Source organism: Candidatus Pseudomonas auctus (genome assembly GCF_048654275.1).
In the GTDB taxonomy this organism is placed as follows: domain Bacteria; phylum Pseudomonadota; class Gammaproteobacteria; order Pseudomonadales; family Pseudomonadaceae; genus Aquipseudomonas; species Aquipseudomonas pharyngis.
On sequence record NZ_JBJYZK010000008.1, the window covers coordinates 251052 to 269034 of the forward strand.

General features: G+C 60.7%; 18 protein-coding genes. 16 read left to right on the top strand and 2 right to left on the bottom strand.

The window, feature by feature from the left end; genetic code table 11:
* Positions 1-216 precede the first annotated feature (216 nt).
* The 5 genes from rplU (at position 217) to ACKUG4_RS17330 (ending at position 3970) form a co-directional block, all read left to right on the top strand.
* A complete protein-coding gene (rplU, locus tag ACKUG4_RS17310; protein WP_003228361.1) occupies positions 217-528 on the top strand; it encodes a 50S ribosomal protein L21 in 312 nt (103 codons plus the stop codon).
* A gap of 35 nt (positions 529-563) precedes the next feature.
* Positions 564-821, top strand: coding sequence for a 50S ribosomal protein L27 (gene rpmA / locus ACKUG4_RS17315; protein ID WP_003228360.1), 258 nt, complete (start codon positions 564-566; stop codon positions 819-821).
* A 193-nt stretch (positions 822-1014) separates the two neighbouring features.
* Positions 1015-2238 carry an Obg family GTPase CgtA gene (cgtA, locus tag ACKUG4_RS17320; RefSeq protein ID WP_039771717.1) on the top strand — a complete coding sequence of 408 codons (1224 nt, stop codon included), beginning with the start codon at positions 1015-1017 and terminating at the stop codon, positions 2236-2238.
* Positions 2239-2375: 137 nt separating this feature from the next.
* On the top strand, positions 2376-3494 hold the full coding sequence (gene proB, locus ACKUG4_RS17325; protein WP_039771715.1) for a glutamate 5-kinase: 1119 nt from the start codon (positions 2376-2378) through the stop codon (positions 3492-3494).
* A gap of 11 nt (positions 3495-3505) precedes the next feature.
* Positions 3506-3970: a CreA family protein gene (locus ACKUG4_RS17330; RefSeq protein ID WP_064599531.1), complete on the top strand. Its 465-nt coding sequence runs from the start codon at positions 3506-3508 to the stop codon at positions 3968-3970.
* Between the two features lie 125 nt (positions 3971-4095).
* Here ACKUG4_RS17330 and rpsT read toward each other — a convergent pair whose 3' ends face one another.
* The gene (rpsT, locus tag ACKUG4_RS17335) at positions 4096-4368 is read right to left on the bottom strand and encodes a 30S ribosomal protein S20 (RefSeq protein WP_003228351.1); all 273 of its coding nucleotides are present in this window, start codon (positions 4366-4368) and stop codon (positions 4096-4098) included.
* Between the two features lie 252 nt (positions 4369-4620).
* Here rpsT and murJ point away from each other — a divergent pair, with 252 nt between their 5' ends.
* From murJ to ispH, 6 genes are all read left to right on the top strand, one after another.
* Positions 4621-6159 carry a murein biosynthesis integral membrane protein MurJ gene (gene murJ / locus ACKUG4_RS17340; protein WP_064599529.1) on the top strand — a complete coding sequence of 513 codons (1539 nt, stop codon included), beginning with the start codon at positions 4621-4623 and terminating at the stop codon, positions 6157-6159.
* A gap of 129 nt (positions 6160-6288) precedes the next feature.
* The gene (ribF, locus tag ACKUG4_RS17345; protein ID WP_007959537.1) at positions 6289-7227 is read left to right on the top strand and encodes a bifunctional riboflavin kinase/FAD synthetase; all 939 of its coding nucleotides are present in this window, start codon (positions 6289-6291) and stop codon (positions 7225-7227) included.
* A 13-nt stretch (positions 7228-7240) separates the two neighbouring features.
* Complete coding sequence (ileS, locus tag ACKUG4_RS17350) at positions 7241-10072, top strand: isoleucine--tRNA ligase (RefSeq protein WP_445434476.1); 2832 nt, start codon at positions 7241-7243, stop codon at positions 10070-10072.
* Positions 10065-10577, top strand: a complete 513-nt coding sequence (gene lspA / locus ACKUG4_RS17355) for a signal peptidase II (RefSeq protein WP_064118729.1) — start codon at positions 10065-10067, stop codon at positions 10575-10577. Before ileS ends, lspA begins: the two co-directional genes overlap by 8 nt.
* 7 nt (positions 10578-10584) lie before the next feature.
* Positions 10585-11022: an FKBP-type peptidyl-prolyl cis-trans isomerase gene (fkpB, locus tag ACKUG4_RS17360; RefSeq protein ID WP_170928297.1), complete on the top strand. Its 438-nt coding sequence runs from the start codon at positions 10585-10587 to the stop codon at positions 11020-11022.
* A 155-nt stretch (positions 11023-11177) separates the two neighbouring features.
* Positions 11178-12122 carry a 4-hydroxy-3-methylbut-2-enyl diphosphate reductase gene (ispH, locus tag ACKUG4_RS17365; protein WP_085612615.1) on the top strand — a complete coding sequence of 315 codons (945 nt, stop codon included), beginning with the start codon at positions 11178-11180 and terminating at the stop codon, positions 12120-12122.
* Here ispH and ACKUG4_RS17370 read toward each other — a convergent pair.
* Positions 12094-12648, bottom strand: coding sequence for a GspH/FimT family pseudopilin (locus ACKUG4_RS17370; protein WP_445434477.1), 555 nt, complete (start codon positions 12646-12648; stop codon positions 12094-12096). The two genes, ispH and ACKUG4_RS17370, sit on opposite strands and share 29 nt — an antisense overlap.
* Before the next feature lie 127 nt (positions 12649-12775).
* On the opposite strand from ACKUG4_RS17370, the gene ACKUG4_RS17375 reads away from it, so the two are divergent.
* Genes ACKUG4_RS17375 through ACKUG4_RS17395 form a run of 5 tightly spaced genes read left to right on the top strand, consistent with a single transcriptional unit; the run spans position 12776 to position 17974 of the window.
* The gene (locus ACKUG4_RS17375) at positions 12776-13249 is read left to right on the top strand and encodes a GspH/FimT family pseudopilin (protein ID WP_085689738.1); all 474 of its coding nucleotides are present in this window, start codon (positions 12776-12778) and stop codon (positions 13247-13249) included.
* Complete coding sequence (pilV, locus tag ACKUG4_RS17380) at positions 13246-13695, top strand: type IV pilus modification protein PilV (protein ID WP_064599519.1); 450 nt, start codon at positions 13246-13248, stop codon at positions 13693-13695. Before ACKUG4_RS17375 ends, pilV begins: the two co-directional genes overlap by 4 nt.
* Positions 13692-14405 (top strand): PilW family protein, encoded by a 714-nt coding sequence (locus tag ACKUG4_RS17385; RefSeq protein WP_445434478.1) that lies wholly within the window; start codon positions 13692-13694, stop codon positions 14403-14405. The genes pilV and ACKUG4_RS17385 overlap by 4 nt, the downstream gene beginning before the upstream one ends.
* A 10-nt stretch (positions 14406-14415) precedes the next feature.
* Positions 14416-14895: a pilus assembly PilX family protein gene (locus ACKUG4_RS17390; RefSeq protein WP_085668041.1), complete on the top strand. Its 480-nt coding sequence runs from the start codon at positions 14416-14418 to the stop codon at positions 14893-14895.
* Entirely contained in the window at positions 14882-17974 is a 3093-nt protein-coding gene (locus ACKUG4_RS17395; RefSeq protein WP_445434479.1) for a pilus assembly protein, read from the top strand. The genes ACKUG4_RS17390 and ACKUG4_RS17395 overlap by 14 nt, the downstream gene beginning before the upstream one ends.
* Positions 17975-17983: the final 9 nt, after the last annotated feature.

Consider the following 17983-nt stretch of genomic DNA (forward strand, 5'->3'; position numbering starts at 1 on the left):
GCGCGGCATGCTAGGACCCACGTCCGGGCCTGTCAAGGCGCGATGGACGGCCCCTTGCATGACTTCGAAGGCTTGCGTACAATCGCGCACCCTGAACTTCCTGGGCAGCACCTGCCTTACGCAATTGCACTTGGGCCGTTCCAGCCCCATGCAGCCATGCCAGCCAATACCTCTTCTTATAAAGAGCTGGGTGAGCAGGATTATCGGAGAAATACCATGTACGCAGTAATCGTTACCGGCGGTAAGCAATACAAGGTCGCTGAAGGTGAATACCTGAAGATCGAAAAACTGGAAGTCGCCACTGGCGAATCCGTGACTTTTGACCGCGTTCTGTTGGTCGCCAACGGCGACGACGTGAACATCGGCGCACCTGTTGTTGCTGGCGCAACCGTCAAGGCTGAAGTGATCTCCCAAGGTCGTCACGATAAAGTCCGCATCATCAAGTTCCGTCGCCGTAAGCACCACATGAAGCGTATGGGCCACCGCCAGTGGTTCACCGAGATCAAAATCACCGGTATTCAGGCTTAATTACAGCCTAATTCCTCACTAGGAGAATTGAACTCATGGCACACAAAAAAGCTGGTGGTAGTACCCGTAACGGTCGCGACTCAGAAGCCAAACGCCTTGGCGTGAAGATGTATGGCGGCCAGGTCATCAAGGCCGGCAACATCATCGTGCGTCAGCGCGGCACCCAATTCCACGCTGGCTACGGCGTTGGCATGGGTAAAGATCACACCCTCTTCGCGAAAATCGAAGGCGTGATCAAGTTCGAAGTAAAAGGCGCCTTCGGTCGTCGTTACGTGAGCGTTGTCGCAGCCTAACTGCGAGAGTGCTGGAGAAGCCCTGTCTTGCGACGGGGCTTTTTCGTTTGTGGGGTGAGTCTCTTGCAAAGCTGTTTGTATGGGCTGCCGGCGTGCGATGCAGGTCGTGGATTGGGGTCGCTGCGCTCATTTTTGCAAGAGTCTTATGTCTTGATTGTTTTTCGGCTCGTCCGTACGGCGAGAGGCGTTGGTTATGAAGTTTGTTGATGAAGTATCGATCCGCGTAAAGGCTGGCGACGGCGGCAATGGCTGCATGAGTTTCCGTCGGGAAAAATTCATTGAAAACGGCGGCCCGAACGGTGGTGATGGCGGTGACGGCGGTTCCATCTACATGATGGCCGACGAAAACCTCAACACCCTGGTGGACTACCGTTACACCCGGCACTTCGATGCCGAGCGTGGCTCCAACGGCGGCAGCACCGACTGCACCGGCAAGAAGGGTGAAGACCTGATCCTGCGCGTGCCGGTCGGCACCACCGTGATCGACTCCGCCACCCAGGAAGTCATCGGCGACCTGACCAAAGCCGGTCAGAAACTGATGGTGGTGCAGGGCGGCTGGCACGGTCTGGGTAACACCCGTTTCAAATCCAGTACCAACCGTGCGCCGCGCCAGACCACGCCGGGCAAGCCGGGCGAGCAGCGCGACCTGAAACTGGAAATGAAAGTGCTGGCCGACGTCGGTCTGCTCGGTCTGCCGAACGCCGGTAAAAGTACCTTTATCCGCTCGGTGTCGGCTGCCAAGCCGAAAGTTGCCGATTACCCGTTTACCACCCTGGTGCCGAACCTCGGTGTGGTCAGCGTCGATCGCTGGAAAAGCTTCGTCATCGCCGACATTCCGGGTCTGATCGAAGGCGCTTCCGATGGTGCCGGTCTGGGTATTCGTTTCCTCAAACACCTGGCGCGTACCCGTCTGTTGCTGCACCTCGTCGACATGGCGCCACTGGATGAAAGCAGCGCGCCGGACGCCGCTGAAGTGATCGTCAACGAGCTGATCAAGTTCAGCCCGTCGCTGGCCGAGCGTGATCGCTGGCTGGTGCTGAACAAGTGCGACCAGATCCTCGAAGAAGAGCACGAAGCGCGGGTCAAGGAAATCGTCGATCGTCTGGAGTGGACCGGTCCGGTCTACGTGATCTCGGCCATCGCCAAAGAAGGCACCGAGCGCCTGACGCGCGACATCATGCGTTATCTGGAAGATCGTGCCGATCGCTTGGCCAATGACCCGGCCTACAAGGAAGAGCTGGCCGATCTGGATCAGCGCATCGAAGACGAAGCCCGTGCGCAGTTGCAGGCGCTGGATGACAAGCGTGCCCTGCGTCGCAGCGGCGTGAAGTCGGTCCATGACATCGGCGACGATGACTGGGACGAAGAAGATGTGGATGACGAAGACGGTCCGGAAATCATTTACGTGCGTGACTGATTCGTTGCAGTAAACTTAAGCGCCGCTCAATCGAGCGGCGTTTTAGTATCTGGAAATCGATTGTTGGTCACGAAGAACCACGAATAACGTCACGGGCAGTGCCAGGTCGCGCTGCCCTCAAGCTAAGGTTGAAGATGATGCGGAGCAAGGTGACAGGTGCGCAGCGTTGGGTCGTGAAGATCGGCAGCGCTTTGCTGACGGCGGATGGCAAAGGGCTGGATCGCGCGGCAATGAGTGTCTGGGTCGAGCAGATGGTGGCTTTGCACGAGGCCGGCGTCGAGCTGGTGCTGGTGTCCTCCGGGGCAGTGGCGGCGGGCATGAGTCGCCTGGGCTGGACTGCGCGACCCAGTGCGATGCACGAGCTCCAGGCTGCCGCTGCAATCGGTCAGATGGGCCTGGTGCAAGCCTGGGAATCGAGCTTTGCCGAGCATGGCCGGCACACCGCGCAGATTCTCCTGACCCACGACGACCTGTCCGATCGCAAGCGCTACCTGAACGCCCGCAGCACCTTGCGCGCGCTGGTCGAGCTGAAAGTCATCCCGGTGATCAACGAGAACGACACTGTGGTCACCGACGAGATCCGCTTCGGCGACAACGACACGCTTGCAGCGCTGGTGGCCAACCTGGTCGAGGCCGATCTGCTGGTGATCCTGACGGATCGCGACGGTATGTTCGACGCCGATCCGCGCAATAACCCTGATGCCCAGCTGATTTACGAAGCGCGCGCCGATGATCCGACGCTGGATGCGGTGGCGGGCGGTACCGGTGGTGCGCTGGGGCGTGGCGGCATGCAGACCAAGCTGCGCGCGGCACGTCTGGCGGCGCGTTCCGGGGCGCACACCATCATTGTCGGCGGGCGTCTGGAGCGCGTGCTCGATCGTCTGAAGGCGGGTGAGCGCATCGGTACGCTGCTGTCGCCTGAGCGCGGCATGCTCGCGGCGCGCAAACAGTGGCTGGCCGGTCATCTGCAAACCCGTGGCACGCTGGTGCTGGATGATGGCGCGGTTTCCGCTCTGTCTCAGGGCAATAAAAGCCTGCTGCCGGTCGGGGTCAAACTGGTTCAGGGCAGTTTCCGTCGCGGCGAAATGGTGGTGTGCGTGGCGCCGGACGGTCGAGAGATTGCCCGTGGCCTGGCCAATTACAGCGCGCTGGAAGCACAAAAAATCATCGGTCAGTCGTCGGATGCGATTGTCGGTTTGCTGGGTTACATGGCTGAGCCGGAACTGGTTCACCGTGACAACCTGATTCTGGTGTAAGGAAAAACGCGATGCGTATGGCAAAAGGATTGTTGGGCTTGCTGGTGGTGTTGCCATTGCTGGCCTCGGCCGAGGAAATCGGCCAGGTGTCGACGGTGTTCAAGTTTGTCGGGCCGAACGACCGGATTGTGGTCGAGGCGTTCGATGACCCGAAGGTCGAGGGTGTGACCTGCTACCTGTCGCGCGCCAAGACCGGTGGTGTGAAGGGTGGGTTGGGTCTGGCCGAGGATCGTGCCGAGGCGTCCATTGCTTGCCGCCAGGTCGGGCCGATCAACTTCAGGGGCGAGTTGAAGGATGGTGAAGAGGTTTTCAAGGAGCGCACTTCGCTGGTGTTCAAGACCATGCAGGTGGTGCGCTTCCTCGACAAGAAGCGCAATACGCTGGTCTATCTGGTCTACAGTGATCGTCTGATCGAGGGTAGCCCGCAGAATGCGGTGACGGCGATCCCGATTCTGCCGTGGGCGTCAGCTCATTAATCACGCGTAAAAAAAGAGGAGTCGATTGGCAAGCCGATTGGCTCCTCTTTTTTGGGTCTTGATTTCAGCAAATCGCAGGCAATAAAAAACCGACCCTGAGGTCGGTTTTTTAATGACTACGTCGCTTAGGCAGCTTCTTTCAGTGCCTTGACGTGGCCATTCAGACGGCTCTTATGACGAGCAGCCTTGTTCTTGTGGATGATGCCTTTATCGGCCATGCGGTCGATAACTGGCACAGCCAGAACGTATGCAGCTTGAGCTTTTTCAGCGTCTTTTGCGTCGATGGCTTTAACTACATTCTTGATGTAGGTACGAACCATGGAACGCAGGCTGGCGTTGTGGCTGCGACGCTTCTCAGCCTGTTTTGCACGTTTTTTGGCGGAAGGTGAGTTGGCCACCGTCGAGCTCCTCGAAAGACTTTTTAGGAAATAGCAAACAAAATAGGCCGCGAATCATGCCGATGAGTTGAAGTCTTGTCAAGGGCGCTTGAAACGTTCCGCTAAGTGGTAGGCGTGGTGCGACGGGATATTTCTTTCCGGCGTGTGACCTGTAAACTCGCGAGCTTTGGCTCTGTGCTGTTGCGGCGCGGAGTATCGCACAAGTGGGCGCGTTATTCGCCTGCTGTTTATCGACAGGCACACATTCCTTCAATGAATCTGCTCAAATCGTTGGCCGCCGTCAGCTCTATCACGATGCTTTCCCGGATTCTCGGGTTTGTTCGCGACACGCTCATCGCCCGCACCTTCGGCGCCGGAATGGCGACCGACGCCTTCTTCATCGCCTTCAAACTGCCCAATCTGCTGCGCAGGATTTTCGCCGAGGGCGCGTTTTCCCAGGCTTTTGTGCCGATCCTGGCCGAGTATAAAAGCCAGAAGGGCGAAGAGGCGACCCGCACCTTTATTGCCTACGTTTCCGGTCTGCTGACGCTGGTGCTGGCGCTGGTCACCGCGCTGGGCATGATTGCCGCGCCCTGGGTGATCTGGGCCACAGCGCCGGGTTTCACCGATACCCCGGAAAAATTCCAGCTGACCTCCGACCTGCTGCGAGTGACCTTCCCTTATATATTGCTGATCTCCCTGTCTTCCCTGGCAGGTGCGATCCTCAATACCTGGAACCGTTTCTCGGTGCCGGCATTCGTGCCGACCCTGCTCAACGTCAGCATGATCGTGTTTTCGCTGTTCCTGACGCCGTATTTCGATCCGCCGGTCATGGCCCTTGGCTGGGCGGTGCTGGTCGGTGGCCTCGCGCAGCTGCTCTATCAACTGCCGCACCTGAGAAAGATCGGCATGCTGGTGCTGCCGCGTCTGAATCTGCGCGATACCGGTGTCTGGCGGGTCATGAAGCAGATGTTGCCGGCCATCATCGGCGTCTCGGTCAGCCAGATTTCCCTGATCATCAACACTATTTTCGCCTCGTTCCTGGTGGCGGGCTCTGTGTCGTGGATGTATTACGCCGACCGTCTGATGGAGCTGCCGTCCGGTGTGCTCGGTGTGGCGCTGGGCACGATCCTGCTGCCGACATTGGCCAAGACCTATGCGAGCAAGGATCGCCACGAATATTCGCGGATTCTCGACTGGGGCCTGCGGCTGTGCTTCGTGCTGGTACTGCCGTGTGCGCTGGCGCTGGGTATCCTGGCCGAACCGTTAACCGTTTCGCTGTTCCAGTACGGCCAGTTCAGCGGCTTTGACGCGCAGATGACGCAGCGGGCATTGATTGCCTATTCTGTCGGTCTGCTCGGGATTATCGTGATCAAGGTGCTGGCGCCTGGCTTCTATGCGCAACAGAACATCCGGACACCGGTAAAAATCGCAATCTTCACTCTGGTGGTCACGCAGTTGTTCAATCTGGTGTTGATCGGCCCGCTGGCGCACGCTGGCCTTGCGTTGGCGATCAGCGCCGGTGCCTGCCTGAACGCCGGACTGCTGTTCTATCAACTGCGCAAGCAACAGATGTATCAACCACAGCCGGGCTGGCTGAAGTTCGGTTTCAAGCTGGTGGTTGCGGTGGCGGTGATGTCGGCCGTGCTGTTGATCGGCATGCATTTCATGCCCGCGTGGGATCAGGGTCACATGCTGGAGCGCTTCCTGCGCCTGGGCGCGTTGGTGATTGCTGGCGTGGTCGCCTATTTCGGCATGTTGCTGCTGCTTGGTTTCCGCCTGCGCGACTTCAATCGCAAGGCGTTGAGCTGAGGTTTCACCCCTGAAAGACGGACGCGAGCCGGCAGTTTTGTCGGCTCGATCACTTTGGGTTACGGTGTTGCCTGTCGTCGGCCGTCTGGTGTGGTTATAATCGGCCACTTTATGAGCAAGAAGCGCGTTATGCAGCTGGTTCGAGGCCTCCACAATCTGCGCCCCCAGCATCGGGGCTGCGTCGCCACTATTGGCAACTTTGACGGTGTTCACCGTGGTCACCAGGCCATCCTGGCCCGACTGCGTGAGCGTGCGCTCGAGTTGGGCGTACCCAGCTGCGTGGTGATTTTCGAGCCACAGCCACGGGAGTTCTTTGCCCCGGAGACCGCGCCGGCGCGTCTGGCCCGGTTGCGCGACAAGCTGCAACTGCTGGCCGCTGAAGGTGTCGACCGGGTCTTGTGTCTGGCCTTCAACCAGCGCTTGAGCAAGCTCAGCGCCAGCGAGTTCGTCGATACCATCCTGGTCGATGGCCTCGGCGTGCAGCATCTGGAGGTCGGTGATGATTTCCGCTTCGGTTGCGACCGCCTCGGCGATTTCGATTTCCTGTTGCAGGCCGGCCAGGTTCACGGTTTTACCGTCGAAGCCGCGCAAACCGTCGAGCTGGACGGCATTCGTGTCAGCAGCACTCAGGTGCGCAACGCGTTGGCCGCCGCCGATTTTGCTTTGGCTGAGCGTCTGCTCGGCCGCCCGTACCGGATTGCCGGTCGCGTGCTGCATGGCCAGAAACTGGCCCGGCAGTTGGGTACGCCCACGGCGAACATTCAACTGAAACGCCGTCGCGTGCCGTTCACCGGGGTTTACCTGGTCGACGTCGACATCGACGGCAAGACCTGGCCCGGCGTCGCCAATATCGGCGTTCGGCCCACGGTCCAAGGTGATGGCAAGGCCCACCTTGAAGTCCATCTTTTAGATTTTGCCGGCGATCTGTATGACCGGCGTTTGACGGTGGTTTTCCACCAGAAGCTGCGTGAAGAGCAGCGTTTCGCCTCCCTGGAGGCATTGAAAACGGCGATCAGCGCGGATGTCGCCGCCGCCCGTGCACTAGCCGCACCTAGCGCCCATCGCTAATGAAGAGCCTTAAATGACCGACTATAAAGCCACGCTAAACCTTCCGGACACCGCCTTCCCAATGAAGGCCGGCCTGCCACAGCGCGAACCGCAGATCCTGCAGCGCTGGGACAGTATTGGCCTGTACGGAAAGTTGCGCGAGATTGGCAAGGATCGTCCGAAGTTCGTCCTGCACGACGGCCCTCCGTACGCCAACGGTACGATTCACATCGGTCACGCACTGAACAAGATTCTCAAGGACATGATCATCCGCTCGAAGACCCTGTCGGGCTTCGACGCGCCGTATGTCCCGGGCTGGGACTGCCACGGCCTGCCGATCGAGCACAAGGTCGAAGTGACCCACGGCAAGAACCTGGGCGCGGACAAGACCCGCGAACTGTGCCGTGCCTACGCCACCGAGCAGATCGAAGGGCAGAAGACCGAGTTCATCCGCCTCGGCGTCCTGGGCGACTTCGCCAATCCGTACAAGACCATGAACTTCAAGAACGAGGCCGGTGAAATCCGCGCCCTCGCCGAAATCGTCAAGGGCGGTTTCGTGTTCAAGGGCTTGAAACCGGTGAACTGGTGCTTCGATTGCGGTTCGGCCCTGGCCGAAGCGGAAGTCGAGTACGAGAACAAGAAGTCCTCGACCATCGACGTAGCGTTCCCGATCGCTGACGAGGCCAAACTGGCCGCCGCATTCGGTCTGCCGTCGCTGGGCAAACCGGCCTCGATCGTGATCTGGACCACCACCCCGTGGACCATCCCGGCCAACCAGGCGCTCAACGTTCATCCGGAATTCACCTACGCCCTGGTCGACATCGGCGACAAGCTGCTGGTGCTGGCTGAAGAACTGGTCGAATCCTGCCTGACCCGTTACGGCGTCGAAGGCACCGTATTGGCCACCGCACCGGGTTCGGCGCTGGAACTGATCAATTTCCGTCACCCGTTCTATGACCGTCTGTCGCCAGTGTATCTGGCCGACTACGTGGAACTGGGCGCCGGCACCGGCGTGGTTCACTCCGCGCCGGCCTACGGCGTGGACGACTTCGTGACCTGCAAGAAATACGGCATGGTCAACGACGACATCCTCAACCCGGTACAAAGCAATGGCGTCTACGTGCCGTCGCTGGAGTTCTTCGGCGGCCAGTTCATCTGGAAGGCCAACCCGGCCATCGTCGAAAAACTGACCGAAGTCGGTGCGCTGCTGCACACCACCGTCATCGAACACAGCTACATGCACTGCTGGCGCCACAAGACCCCGCTGATCTACCGCGCCACCGCGCAGTGGTTCATCGGCATGGACAAAGAGCCGGTCAGCGGCGACACCCTGCGCGTACGCTCGCTCAAAGCCATCGAAGACACCAAGTTCGTCCCGGCCTGGGGCCAGGCGCGCCTGCACTCGATGATCGCCAACCGTCCGGACTGGTGCATCTCCCGTCAGCGCAACTGGGGCGTGCCGATCCCGTTCTTCCTGAACAAGGAAAGCGGCGAGCTGCACCCACGCACCGTCGAGCTGATGGAAGAAGTCGCCAAGCGCGTTGAAGTCGAAGGCATCGAAGCCTGGTTCAAACTCGACGCGGCCGAACTGCTGGGCGATGAAGCGCCGCAGTACGACAAGATCAGCGACACCCTCGACGTCTGGTTCGACTCGGGCACCACGCACTGGCACGTCCTGCGCGGTTCGCACCCGATGGGCCACGAGACCGGCCCGCGTGCCGACCTGTACCTGGAAGGTTCGGACCAGCACCGTGGCTGGTTCCACTCGTCCTTGCTGACCGGTTGCGCCATCGACAACCACGCGCCGTATCGCGAGCTGCTGACCCACGGTTTCACCGTGGACGAGTCCGGCCGCAAGATGTCCAAGTCCCTGGGCAACGTGATCGCGCCGCAGAAAGTCAACGACACCCTGGGCGCCGACATCATGCGTCTGTGGGTCGCTTCGACCGACTACTCCGGCGAAATGGCGGTGTCCGAGCAGATCCTGCAACGCAGTGCGGATGCCTACCGTCGTATCCGTAACACCGCGCGTTTCCTGCTTTCCAACCTGACCGGCTTCGACCCGGCCACCGACCTGCTGCCGGCCGAAGAGATGCTGGCACTGGATCGCTGGGCGGTTGACCGTACCCTGCTGCTGCAACGCGAGCTGCAAGAGCACTACGGCGAATACCGTTTCTGGAACGTCTACTCGAAGATCCACAACTTCTGCGTGCAGGAGCTGGGTGGTTTCTATCTGGATATCATCAAGGACCGCCAGTACACCACCGGCGCCGACAGCAAGGCCCGTCGTTCGTGCCAGACTGCGCTGTTCCACATCTCCGAAGCGCTGGTGCGCTGGATCGCGCCGATCCTGGCGTTCACCGCCGACGAGCTGTGGCAATACCTGCCGGGCGAGCGCAACGAATCGGTGATGCTCAACACCTGGTACGAAGGCCTGACCGAGTTGCCGGAAGGCTTCGAGCTGGGGCGCGAGTACTGGGATCGCATCATGGAAGTGAAGGTGGCGGTCAACAAAGAGATGGAAATCCAGCGCGCGGCCAAGGCCGTCGGTGGCAACCTGCAAGCCGAAGTGACGCTGTTCGCCGAAGACGCGCTGACTGCCGACCTGGCCAAATTGAGCAACGAGCTGCGCTTTGTCCTGATCACCTCGACTGCCACTGTTGCGCCGTTCGTGCAGGCTCCGGCCGATGCTGTGGCCACCGAAGTCAGCGGCCTGAAGCTGAAGATCGTCAAATCCGCCTTCCCGAAATGTGCCCGTTGCTGGCACTGCCGCGAAGACGTCGGCGTGAACCCGGAGCATCCGGAAATCTGCGGCCGTTGCGTGGACAACATCGATGGCGCCGGCGAGGTTCGTCACTATGCCTAATGCCGTTGGCCGTTTCGGACGGCTGAGCTGGCTCTGGTTGAGCTTGCTGGTTCTGGTCATCGACCAGGCCAGCAAGTTCTACTTCGAAGGCAAGCTCGAGATGTTCCAGCAGATCGTGATCATCCCTGATTACTTCAGCTGGACCCTGGCCTACAACACCGGCGCTGCCTTCAGCTTCCTCGCGGACAGCTCCGGCTGGCAGCGCTGGCTGTTCGCGCTGATCGCGATTGTGGTCAGTGCGGTGCTGGTGGTCTGGCTCAAGCGTCTGGGGCGCAACGAAACCTGGCTGGCCATCGCGCTGGCGCTGGTGCTGGGCGGCGCACTGGGCAACCTTTATGACCGCATTGCCCTGGGCCATGTGATCGACTTCATTCTGGTGCACTGGCAGAACCGCTGGTACTTCCCGGCGTTCAACTTCGCCGACAGCGCCATCACCGTTGGTGCGGTGATGCTGGCACTGGACATGTTCAAAAGTAAAAAAACCGGAGAAGCCGTTCATGACTGAACAGGTATTGGCTGAGCAACGCATCGGCCAGAACACGGAAGTCACCTTGCACTTTGCATTGCGCCTGGAGAACGGCGACACGGTCGACAGCACTTTCGACAAAGCCCCTGCGACTTTCAAGGTCGGCGACGGCAACCTGCTGCCGGGCTTCGAGGCGGCGCTGTTCGGCTTCAAGGCCGGCGACAAGCGTACCCTGACCGTCGAGCCGGAAAACGCCTTCGGCCAGCCGAACCCGCAAAACGTACAGATCATCCCGCGTTCGCAGTTTGCGGACATGGAACTGTCGCCGGGGCTGCTGGTGATCTTCAACGATGCGGCCAATACTGAGCTGCCGGGTGTGGTGAAAGAGTTCGACGACGCGCAAGTGACCGTTGACTTCAACCACCCGCTGGCAGGCAAGACGCTGACCTTTGACGTGGAAATCTTCTCCGTCAAAGCGCTCTGAGTAACACAGCAGAACCCCTGTGGGAGCGGGCTTGCTCGCGAATGCTGACTGACATTCAACATAAACGTTGTCTGACACAGCGCTTTCGCGAGCAAGCCCGCTCCCACAGGGATTGCAATGATCCATTTTCTTGCGCGCAAGACACGAGGCACAGCATGCAAATCAAACTCGCCAACCCCCGTGGCTTCTGCGCCGGCGTGGACCGGGCGATCGAAATCGTCAACCGCGCCCTGGAAGTCTTCGGACCGCCGATCTATGTGCGTCATGAAGTGGTGCACAACAAGTTCGTGGTCGAAGACCTGCGCAGTCGTGGCGCGATCTTCGTCGAAGAGCTGGATCAGGTGCCGGACGATGTCATCGTGATCTTCAGTGCCCACGGCGTCTCGCAAGCTGTGCGTAGCGAAGCCGCCGGCCGTGGCCTGAAAGTGTTCGACGCCACCTGCCCGCTGGTGACCAAGGTGCACATCGAAGTCGCGAAATACAGCCGCGACGGCCGTGAATGCATCCTGATCGGCCACGCCGGTCACCCGGAAGTCGAAGGCACCATGGGCCAGTACGACGCCAGCAATGGCGGCGCGATCTACCTCGTCGAAGACGAGAAGGATGTCGCCGAGTTGCAGGTGCGCAACCCCGACAAGCTCGCCTTTGTCACCCAGACCACGTTGTCCATGGATGACACCAGCCGTGTCATCGATGCGCTGCGTACGCGTTTCCCGGCCATTGGCGGGCCGCGCAAGGACGATATCTGCTACGCCACCCAGAACCGTCAGGACGCGGTCAAGCAACTGGCTGACGAATGCGATGTGGTGTTGGTGGTGGGCAGTCCGAACAGCTCCAACTCCAACCGCCTGCGTGAGCTGGCCGAGCGCATGGCCACGCCGGCCTACCTGATCGATGGCGCCGAAGACCTGCAGAAGAGCTGGTTCGACGGTGTCGAGCGTATCGGCATCACTGCCGGCGCCTCCGCCCCGGAAGTTCTGGTACGTGGCGTGATCCAGCAGTTGCAGGCCTGGGGCGCCACCGGCGCCGACGAACTGGCCGGGCGTGAGGAGAACATCACGTTCTCGATGCCTAAAGAGTTGCGCGTCCGTTCGATCTGATCGCTTTATCCTTTCGGCACAACGCCTGTTCAGCCTTTTGGCTGGCCAGGCGTACGCGACCGGTCGCCGCCAGCACCACCTGAAGCTGGCTGACCGGTTCACGAGCCGAACATAGATGTATCGTCCCCGCCTGAAACTTGCGGTCCGGCACCAGTGGCTGGCCCAGGCTGCTGAACCGTATGTACCGGCTCACCAACCAGTTGCCGACAATCGGTATCTTTCCGTCACTCGCCTGCTCGGTCAGCAATGGATTACCCGCATCCGCCGGCCCCTTCCCATTGAGATCCAGGATGATCCGCCAGCCCTGACCCCAGTCACCGTTGATGCCATGAATCACCACACTCTGGTTGCGCGTGATGGCCATGCTCCGGGCATTACGAATCCCGTCGAGCAAAGACTGCGCGGCCTGCTGCCGTCGGTTTGATTCGGTGAAGTCCGCCAGCGCCGGACTGACCAGCGACAGAACAATTGCGCCGATCGCCAGTCCCATAAGCAGTTCGACCAGACTGAAACCCTGTTGCGGCATGTGCGCCTCCTCCCTGGATTGTGCACGGCGGCGCAATCCGTGCGCCGCACGCGGTAAATCAACCGGCGCATGCCGGTCGAATGTTCTAGGTTTGTACAGGTATAGCCGACGGCAACGGAGGGCATCGATGGATCATCGTACAAAAGGTTTCACGCTGATCGAGCTGTTGGTGGCGGTCGCGGTGTTTGTGATCCTGATCACGATGGCGGTGCCGGCATTCACCCGTTCGGTGCAGGGCAGCAAGGCCGACACCGAGGTCGGCGACCTGCAACGGGCCCTCAACTACGCCAGGCTCGAGGCGATCAACCGGGGCATCACCACCCGCCTGCGGCCGAGCGCCGGCGGCAGTGTCTGGACCGGCGAGTTGTCGGTCTACGACAGTACTGGCACTCCGGCCAATGTATTGCGGGTTGTTCCAGCAATGAGCAGCGGTGCGACTCTGACGCTACCCTCTGGGGTGACCGCGCTGGATTTCAATAATCTGGGCGGGCTGGCGGCGCCGTCCACGGCGGTGGTCATCAGTTACACGCTGGGCACGCAAAGCAGGACGCTGAACGTGTGTCTGAACGGACGAATTCAATTGGGTGGAAGTTGCGGATGAGGGCAGGGAGCAAGCACGCACAGGAGGGCATGACGCTGATCGAAGTGCTGGTCGCGTTGTTGATTCTGACGGTCGGGTTGCTGGGCGCGGCGGCGGTTCAGCTCAATGCGCTGAAGTACACCGACAGCTCGCGGATGACCAGCCAGGCGAGTTTCATCGCCTACGACATGATGGACCGGATCCGCGCCAACTCCGGCGCCGACTACACCGTGACGCCACCGACCACGGGCAATCTGAGTGTCGCCCGGGATCAGGATCTCTACGATTTCAGCACCAACATCGTCAATTTCGGCGGCCCGACCGCCACCGGCAGCATCACCCTCAATCAGCGCGTGTACACCATCACCATCACCTGGAGTGACGCGCGCGCCGCCAATACGGCCGGTGCAACCCGCAGCTTCGTCCTGACCAGTCGCGCCGCGGTCGATCCGGTGACCACACCATGAAGCGCCATAACCTGGGTTTCGGTCTGATCGAAATGCTGGTCGCTCTGGCGCTGGGGCTGATCGTGGTGCTCGGCGTGGTGCAGATCTTCCTGGCGGCGAAGAACACTTACGTCAGTCAGAACAGTGCGGCCGCCATGCAGGAGGACGCGCGGTTTGTACTGAGCAAGATGATTCAGGAGCTGCGCATGGTGGGCATGTTCGGCTGCCTGGGCACGATTACCGATTCCAGCTCGGCGGGGGATTTCACGGCGGCCCAGATCACGCCGATCAGTTGGGACAACGCCAACCTCAAGCTGACCCTGGTCACCGCTGATGTCGGCAGTGCGGGCGGGACCCCGACCTGGACGGTGGTCTCCGATTGCCGCAACAGCGCCATTGCTTATACCGGCGCACGGGCGGCAGCGACGGGGCAGATCGCGTTCCCGATCCGTCGGCTGGTCTACAGCTTCAGCAACAACCAGATTCTGATGGGCACTGGCAGCGGCAATCCGGCCCAACAGGTGCTGGTGAACAACGTCAGTGCATTTACCGTGACGTTCGGTCTGGCGAGTTCCGCGACCGATGTCGCGGCGTCCACCTACAGCGCCAACCCCAGTGATCCGGCGCGGATTCGCAGCGTGCGCCTGAGCCTGACCCTCACTGACCCGAACAACCGGGTCAGCAATCAAACCTTCAACGTGGTTGCCGCCTTGCGCAACCGCTTGCAGTGAGGGGCGAACGATGAACGTTTCTCTCCATCGGCGAAGGTCCCAGGGCGGCATGGTGTTGCTGGTCAGCCTGGTATTTCTGCTGCTTCTGACGGTGATCGGCCTGTCATCGATGCAGAGCGCCAACCTGCAGGAAAAAATGGCCGGCAGCGTGAGTTTGCGCAATCAATCGTTCCAGACTGCCGAGGCGGCGCTGCGCATCGGCGAAAGTGCGGTGCAACTGGATGGCTACGCGCTGGCGGTGTGCGCCAGCCCTACCCAATGCGCGCCGCCGGCGGAGTCCTCGGTGGTCAGCGCGGCCGGGTTCAATTCCACGTCGGGGGTCACCTGGATCGCCGCCGGCAGCGGGTTCTACGGGGTGCAGAATATCGGTACGACCCTGACGGCGGTGAACGTACCGAGCAACACCTCGGCGACGTTGTACCGGGTCACGGCCATCGGCATCGCCGGCACTTCGCGCAGTGTGGTGGAGAGTGTCTATGCGAAGTACTGAGCGACGCTTCAAAGGGTTGTCGCTGCTGCTCGGCGTGTTGACCGGGCTCTATCTGGCGGCACCGGCGTATGCTTTCACGCCGTCCGATTCGCCACTGTTAAGCGCGGCCGCCGTGCCACCGAACGTCATGTTGATGATCGACGACTCGGGCAGCATGAACAGCATCATCTATGCAGCAGGGTTCGATCCGACCGTGGATCGCACGCCGGCTCGCCAGTGCAACGCGGTCATCGGCCTGTGTCTGAGCTCGACCGCCATTACCGGCGATACGATCTTTCTGTCGAGCCTGCCGACCTCCGGCTGCTCCGGCGGCGCCTATGCGTTCTACAACAACAGCCTGACGCCGCTCTGCCTGAAGCTGCCGGATCCGGTGGGCAGCGGCAATACCCGTTATTCGGCGGATTACATTTCCTACGTGGTGAGTCTGGCGATCAACAACGGCACACGCGACTTCACCACCGGGGCGATTCCCAACGATTACCGGATCAACGTGGCGCGCAACGTCTCCACCGCACTGGTCACCAGCAACCGCAACCTGCGCATGGGCCTGGCCACCTTCAATCCGGCCACCAGCAACAACCCCGGCAACGGCGGTTTCATTGCCCGCTCCGTCAGCGACCTGTCACCGGTCAGCGGCAGCGTGACCCAGGCCCAGGCCGACACCAACTACAACGCACTGATTTCCTCGATCAATGGCCTGAGCGCGGTGGCCAACACCCCATTGGCCGAAACCTACTACGAGATCACCCGATATATGCGCGGAATGGCGCCGTACTACAACAGCACGCCGAGCACCTACACCAGCCCGATCCAGTACCGCTGCCAGAAAAACTACGGGGTGGTGATCACTGACGGTTTGCCGACCTATGACCGCACCTTTCCCAGCAACGACCCGCTGGGTGGCAGCCGCTTGCCGAACTGGGACGGCATCAACAATGACGGGAACAACCTCAACGGGGACGGGGAGGGCGATACGCTGTATCTGGACGATATCGCCAAGTTCGCCTTCGACATCGACATGCGTTCCACCGGCACCGATGCAGCGGGCAAGAGCTGGAACGCGGTGGATTTCCCCAGGCAGAACATGAACACCTACACCGTGGGTTTCACCGCTTCCAACGACATGCTCTCGGACGCCGCCGATTACGGACAGGGCCGCTACTACCAGGCGACCGACAGCGCCGGCCTGAATGCCGCGCTGTCTTCGGCGTTGAGCGACATCACCTCGAAGGCCGGTTCCGGCGGCAGCGGCGTGGCCAGTGGCACCACGCTGGCGAGCGGCACCAGTTATTTCCAGACCAGTTATGACCCCAAGGACTGGCGCGGCACGATCAAGTCCTTTGGGTTCAACTCGGCCGGGGCAGTCAATACGTCGACCGTGCTGTGGACCACCGACACGGCCATCGTGCCCGGTGCCACTGCGCCGACCTACCAGTCCTGGAATTCCCTGAACAACGCGGTGGTGACGCTGGCCTACGGTAATTTCTCACCGGCCCAGCAGACCGTTCTCAGCCAGGGTTTGCCCACCGGCATCAGCGGCATCGACCTGGTCGAATGGAGCAAGGGCACCAACAAGACCGGGCTCAAAGTGCGCAGCGTGTTGCTCGGAGACATCATCAACTCGCCGCTCGTATTGGCTTCGCCCACGGAAAAAACCGCTTCCGATCTGGCCGGTGACACCACCTACAGCACCTACCTGACCACCAAGGCTTCGAACATGAATGCCAGCCTGGTGGTGAACGCCAACGACGGATTTGTCAGCGTCATCAACTCGGCCAACGGTACCCGACGCTATGCCTACATGCCGTCCAGCGTATTGCCCTCGCTGCGCCTGATTGCCGATCCGAACTACGTCAATGGCGTCAGCCACAAATTTCTGGTGGATGGTCAAATCGGTGTATTCGATGCGCAATTCGGCACGGCCTGGAAAACCCTGGCCATCGGCGGGACAGGGGCCGGTGGCAAGACTTTCTATGGGCTTCAACTATTCGACGCCTCGGCGGGCAACGTCATTCGTGCCTTGTGGGAAGTCAGCGCGCCGGCCACTGCCAGCACTTCCAACGCTTTCAATGATCTGGGTTACGCCTATGCCCGTCCGGAAGTGGCACGCTTGGCCGATGGTCGCTGGGCGGCGTTCATTGCCAACGGTTACGGCAGCAACTCCGGGGTGGCGGCGCTGTATGTGCTGGATGTGCGTGACGGCTCGCTGATCAAGAAAATCGTCATCGACAGTACGGAAACCGCCAACGGTTTGTCCTCGGTGAAGCTGCGGGTCAATTCGCAGAACGTGGTGCAGGCGGCGTATGGCGGTGACTTGAAGGGGCGGTTGTGGAAGTTCGACCTGAGCGCCACGTCCTCCGACAGCTGGGGCGTAGCTTTTTCCGGCAAGCCGTTGTTCACCACGGCCGGCGGGACGACTCAGCCGATCACCGCGCAGCCGTTACTGGCGGACAACGCTCTGGGCGGCAAACAGATTTTCGTTGGCACCGGCAAGTTCAACGAAGCCGCCGACAAGACCAACAAGGATTTGCAGGCGTTCTATTCGGTGTGGGATGCCGATGGCGGGTCGGGCCAGATCACGGTCAGCAGTTTGCAGGCGCAGGCGATTACCGGGGTGTTCTCCGGCAGTACCGGGCAGTTCGTCACCACCAGCCAGAACGACACGACTTATCCGGCGGAGAAGGGCTGGTATCTGCCGCTGGTGTACAACAACGCCTTGACTGGCGAACGGGTGATCAATCAGGCCAGTCTGGTGCTGGGACGCATCGTGTTCACCACGGCCAGTGTCGATACCACCGACCCGTGTTCCAGTTTCGGTACCGGCAAACTGATCGAACTCGATGCGTTCAGCGGTAAGATGCTCAACTACGCGGTGCTCGACACCAATGCCGATGGCGTGGTCGACAGCAACGACACGATTTCCAGCGGCGTGGTGTTCACCGGCGGTATCCCGACCCTGAACGCCATCGTCAACGGTGCATCACGCAAGGTCGTGAACGATTCCAGTGGTGGTATCACCACCCTGGTGGAAAAATCCGGCGGCGGCAGCCGTCGTATCATGTGGCGGCAAATTCAGTAAGCGAGAGTT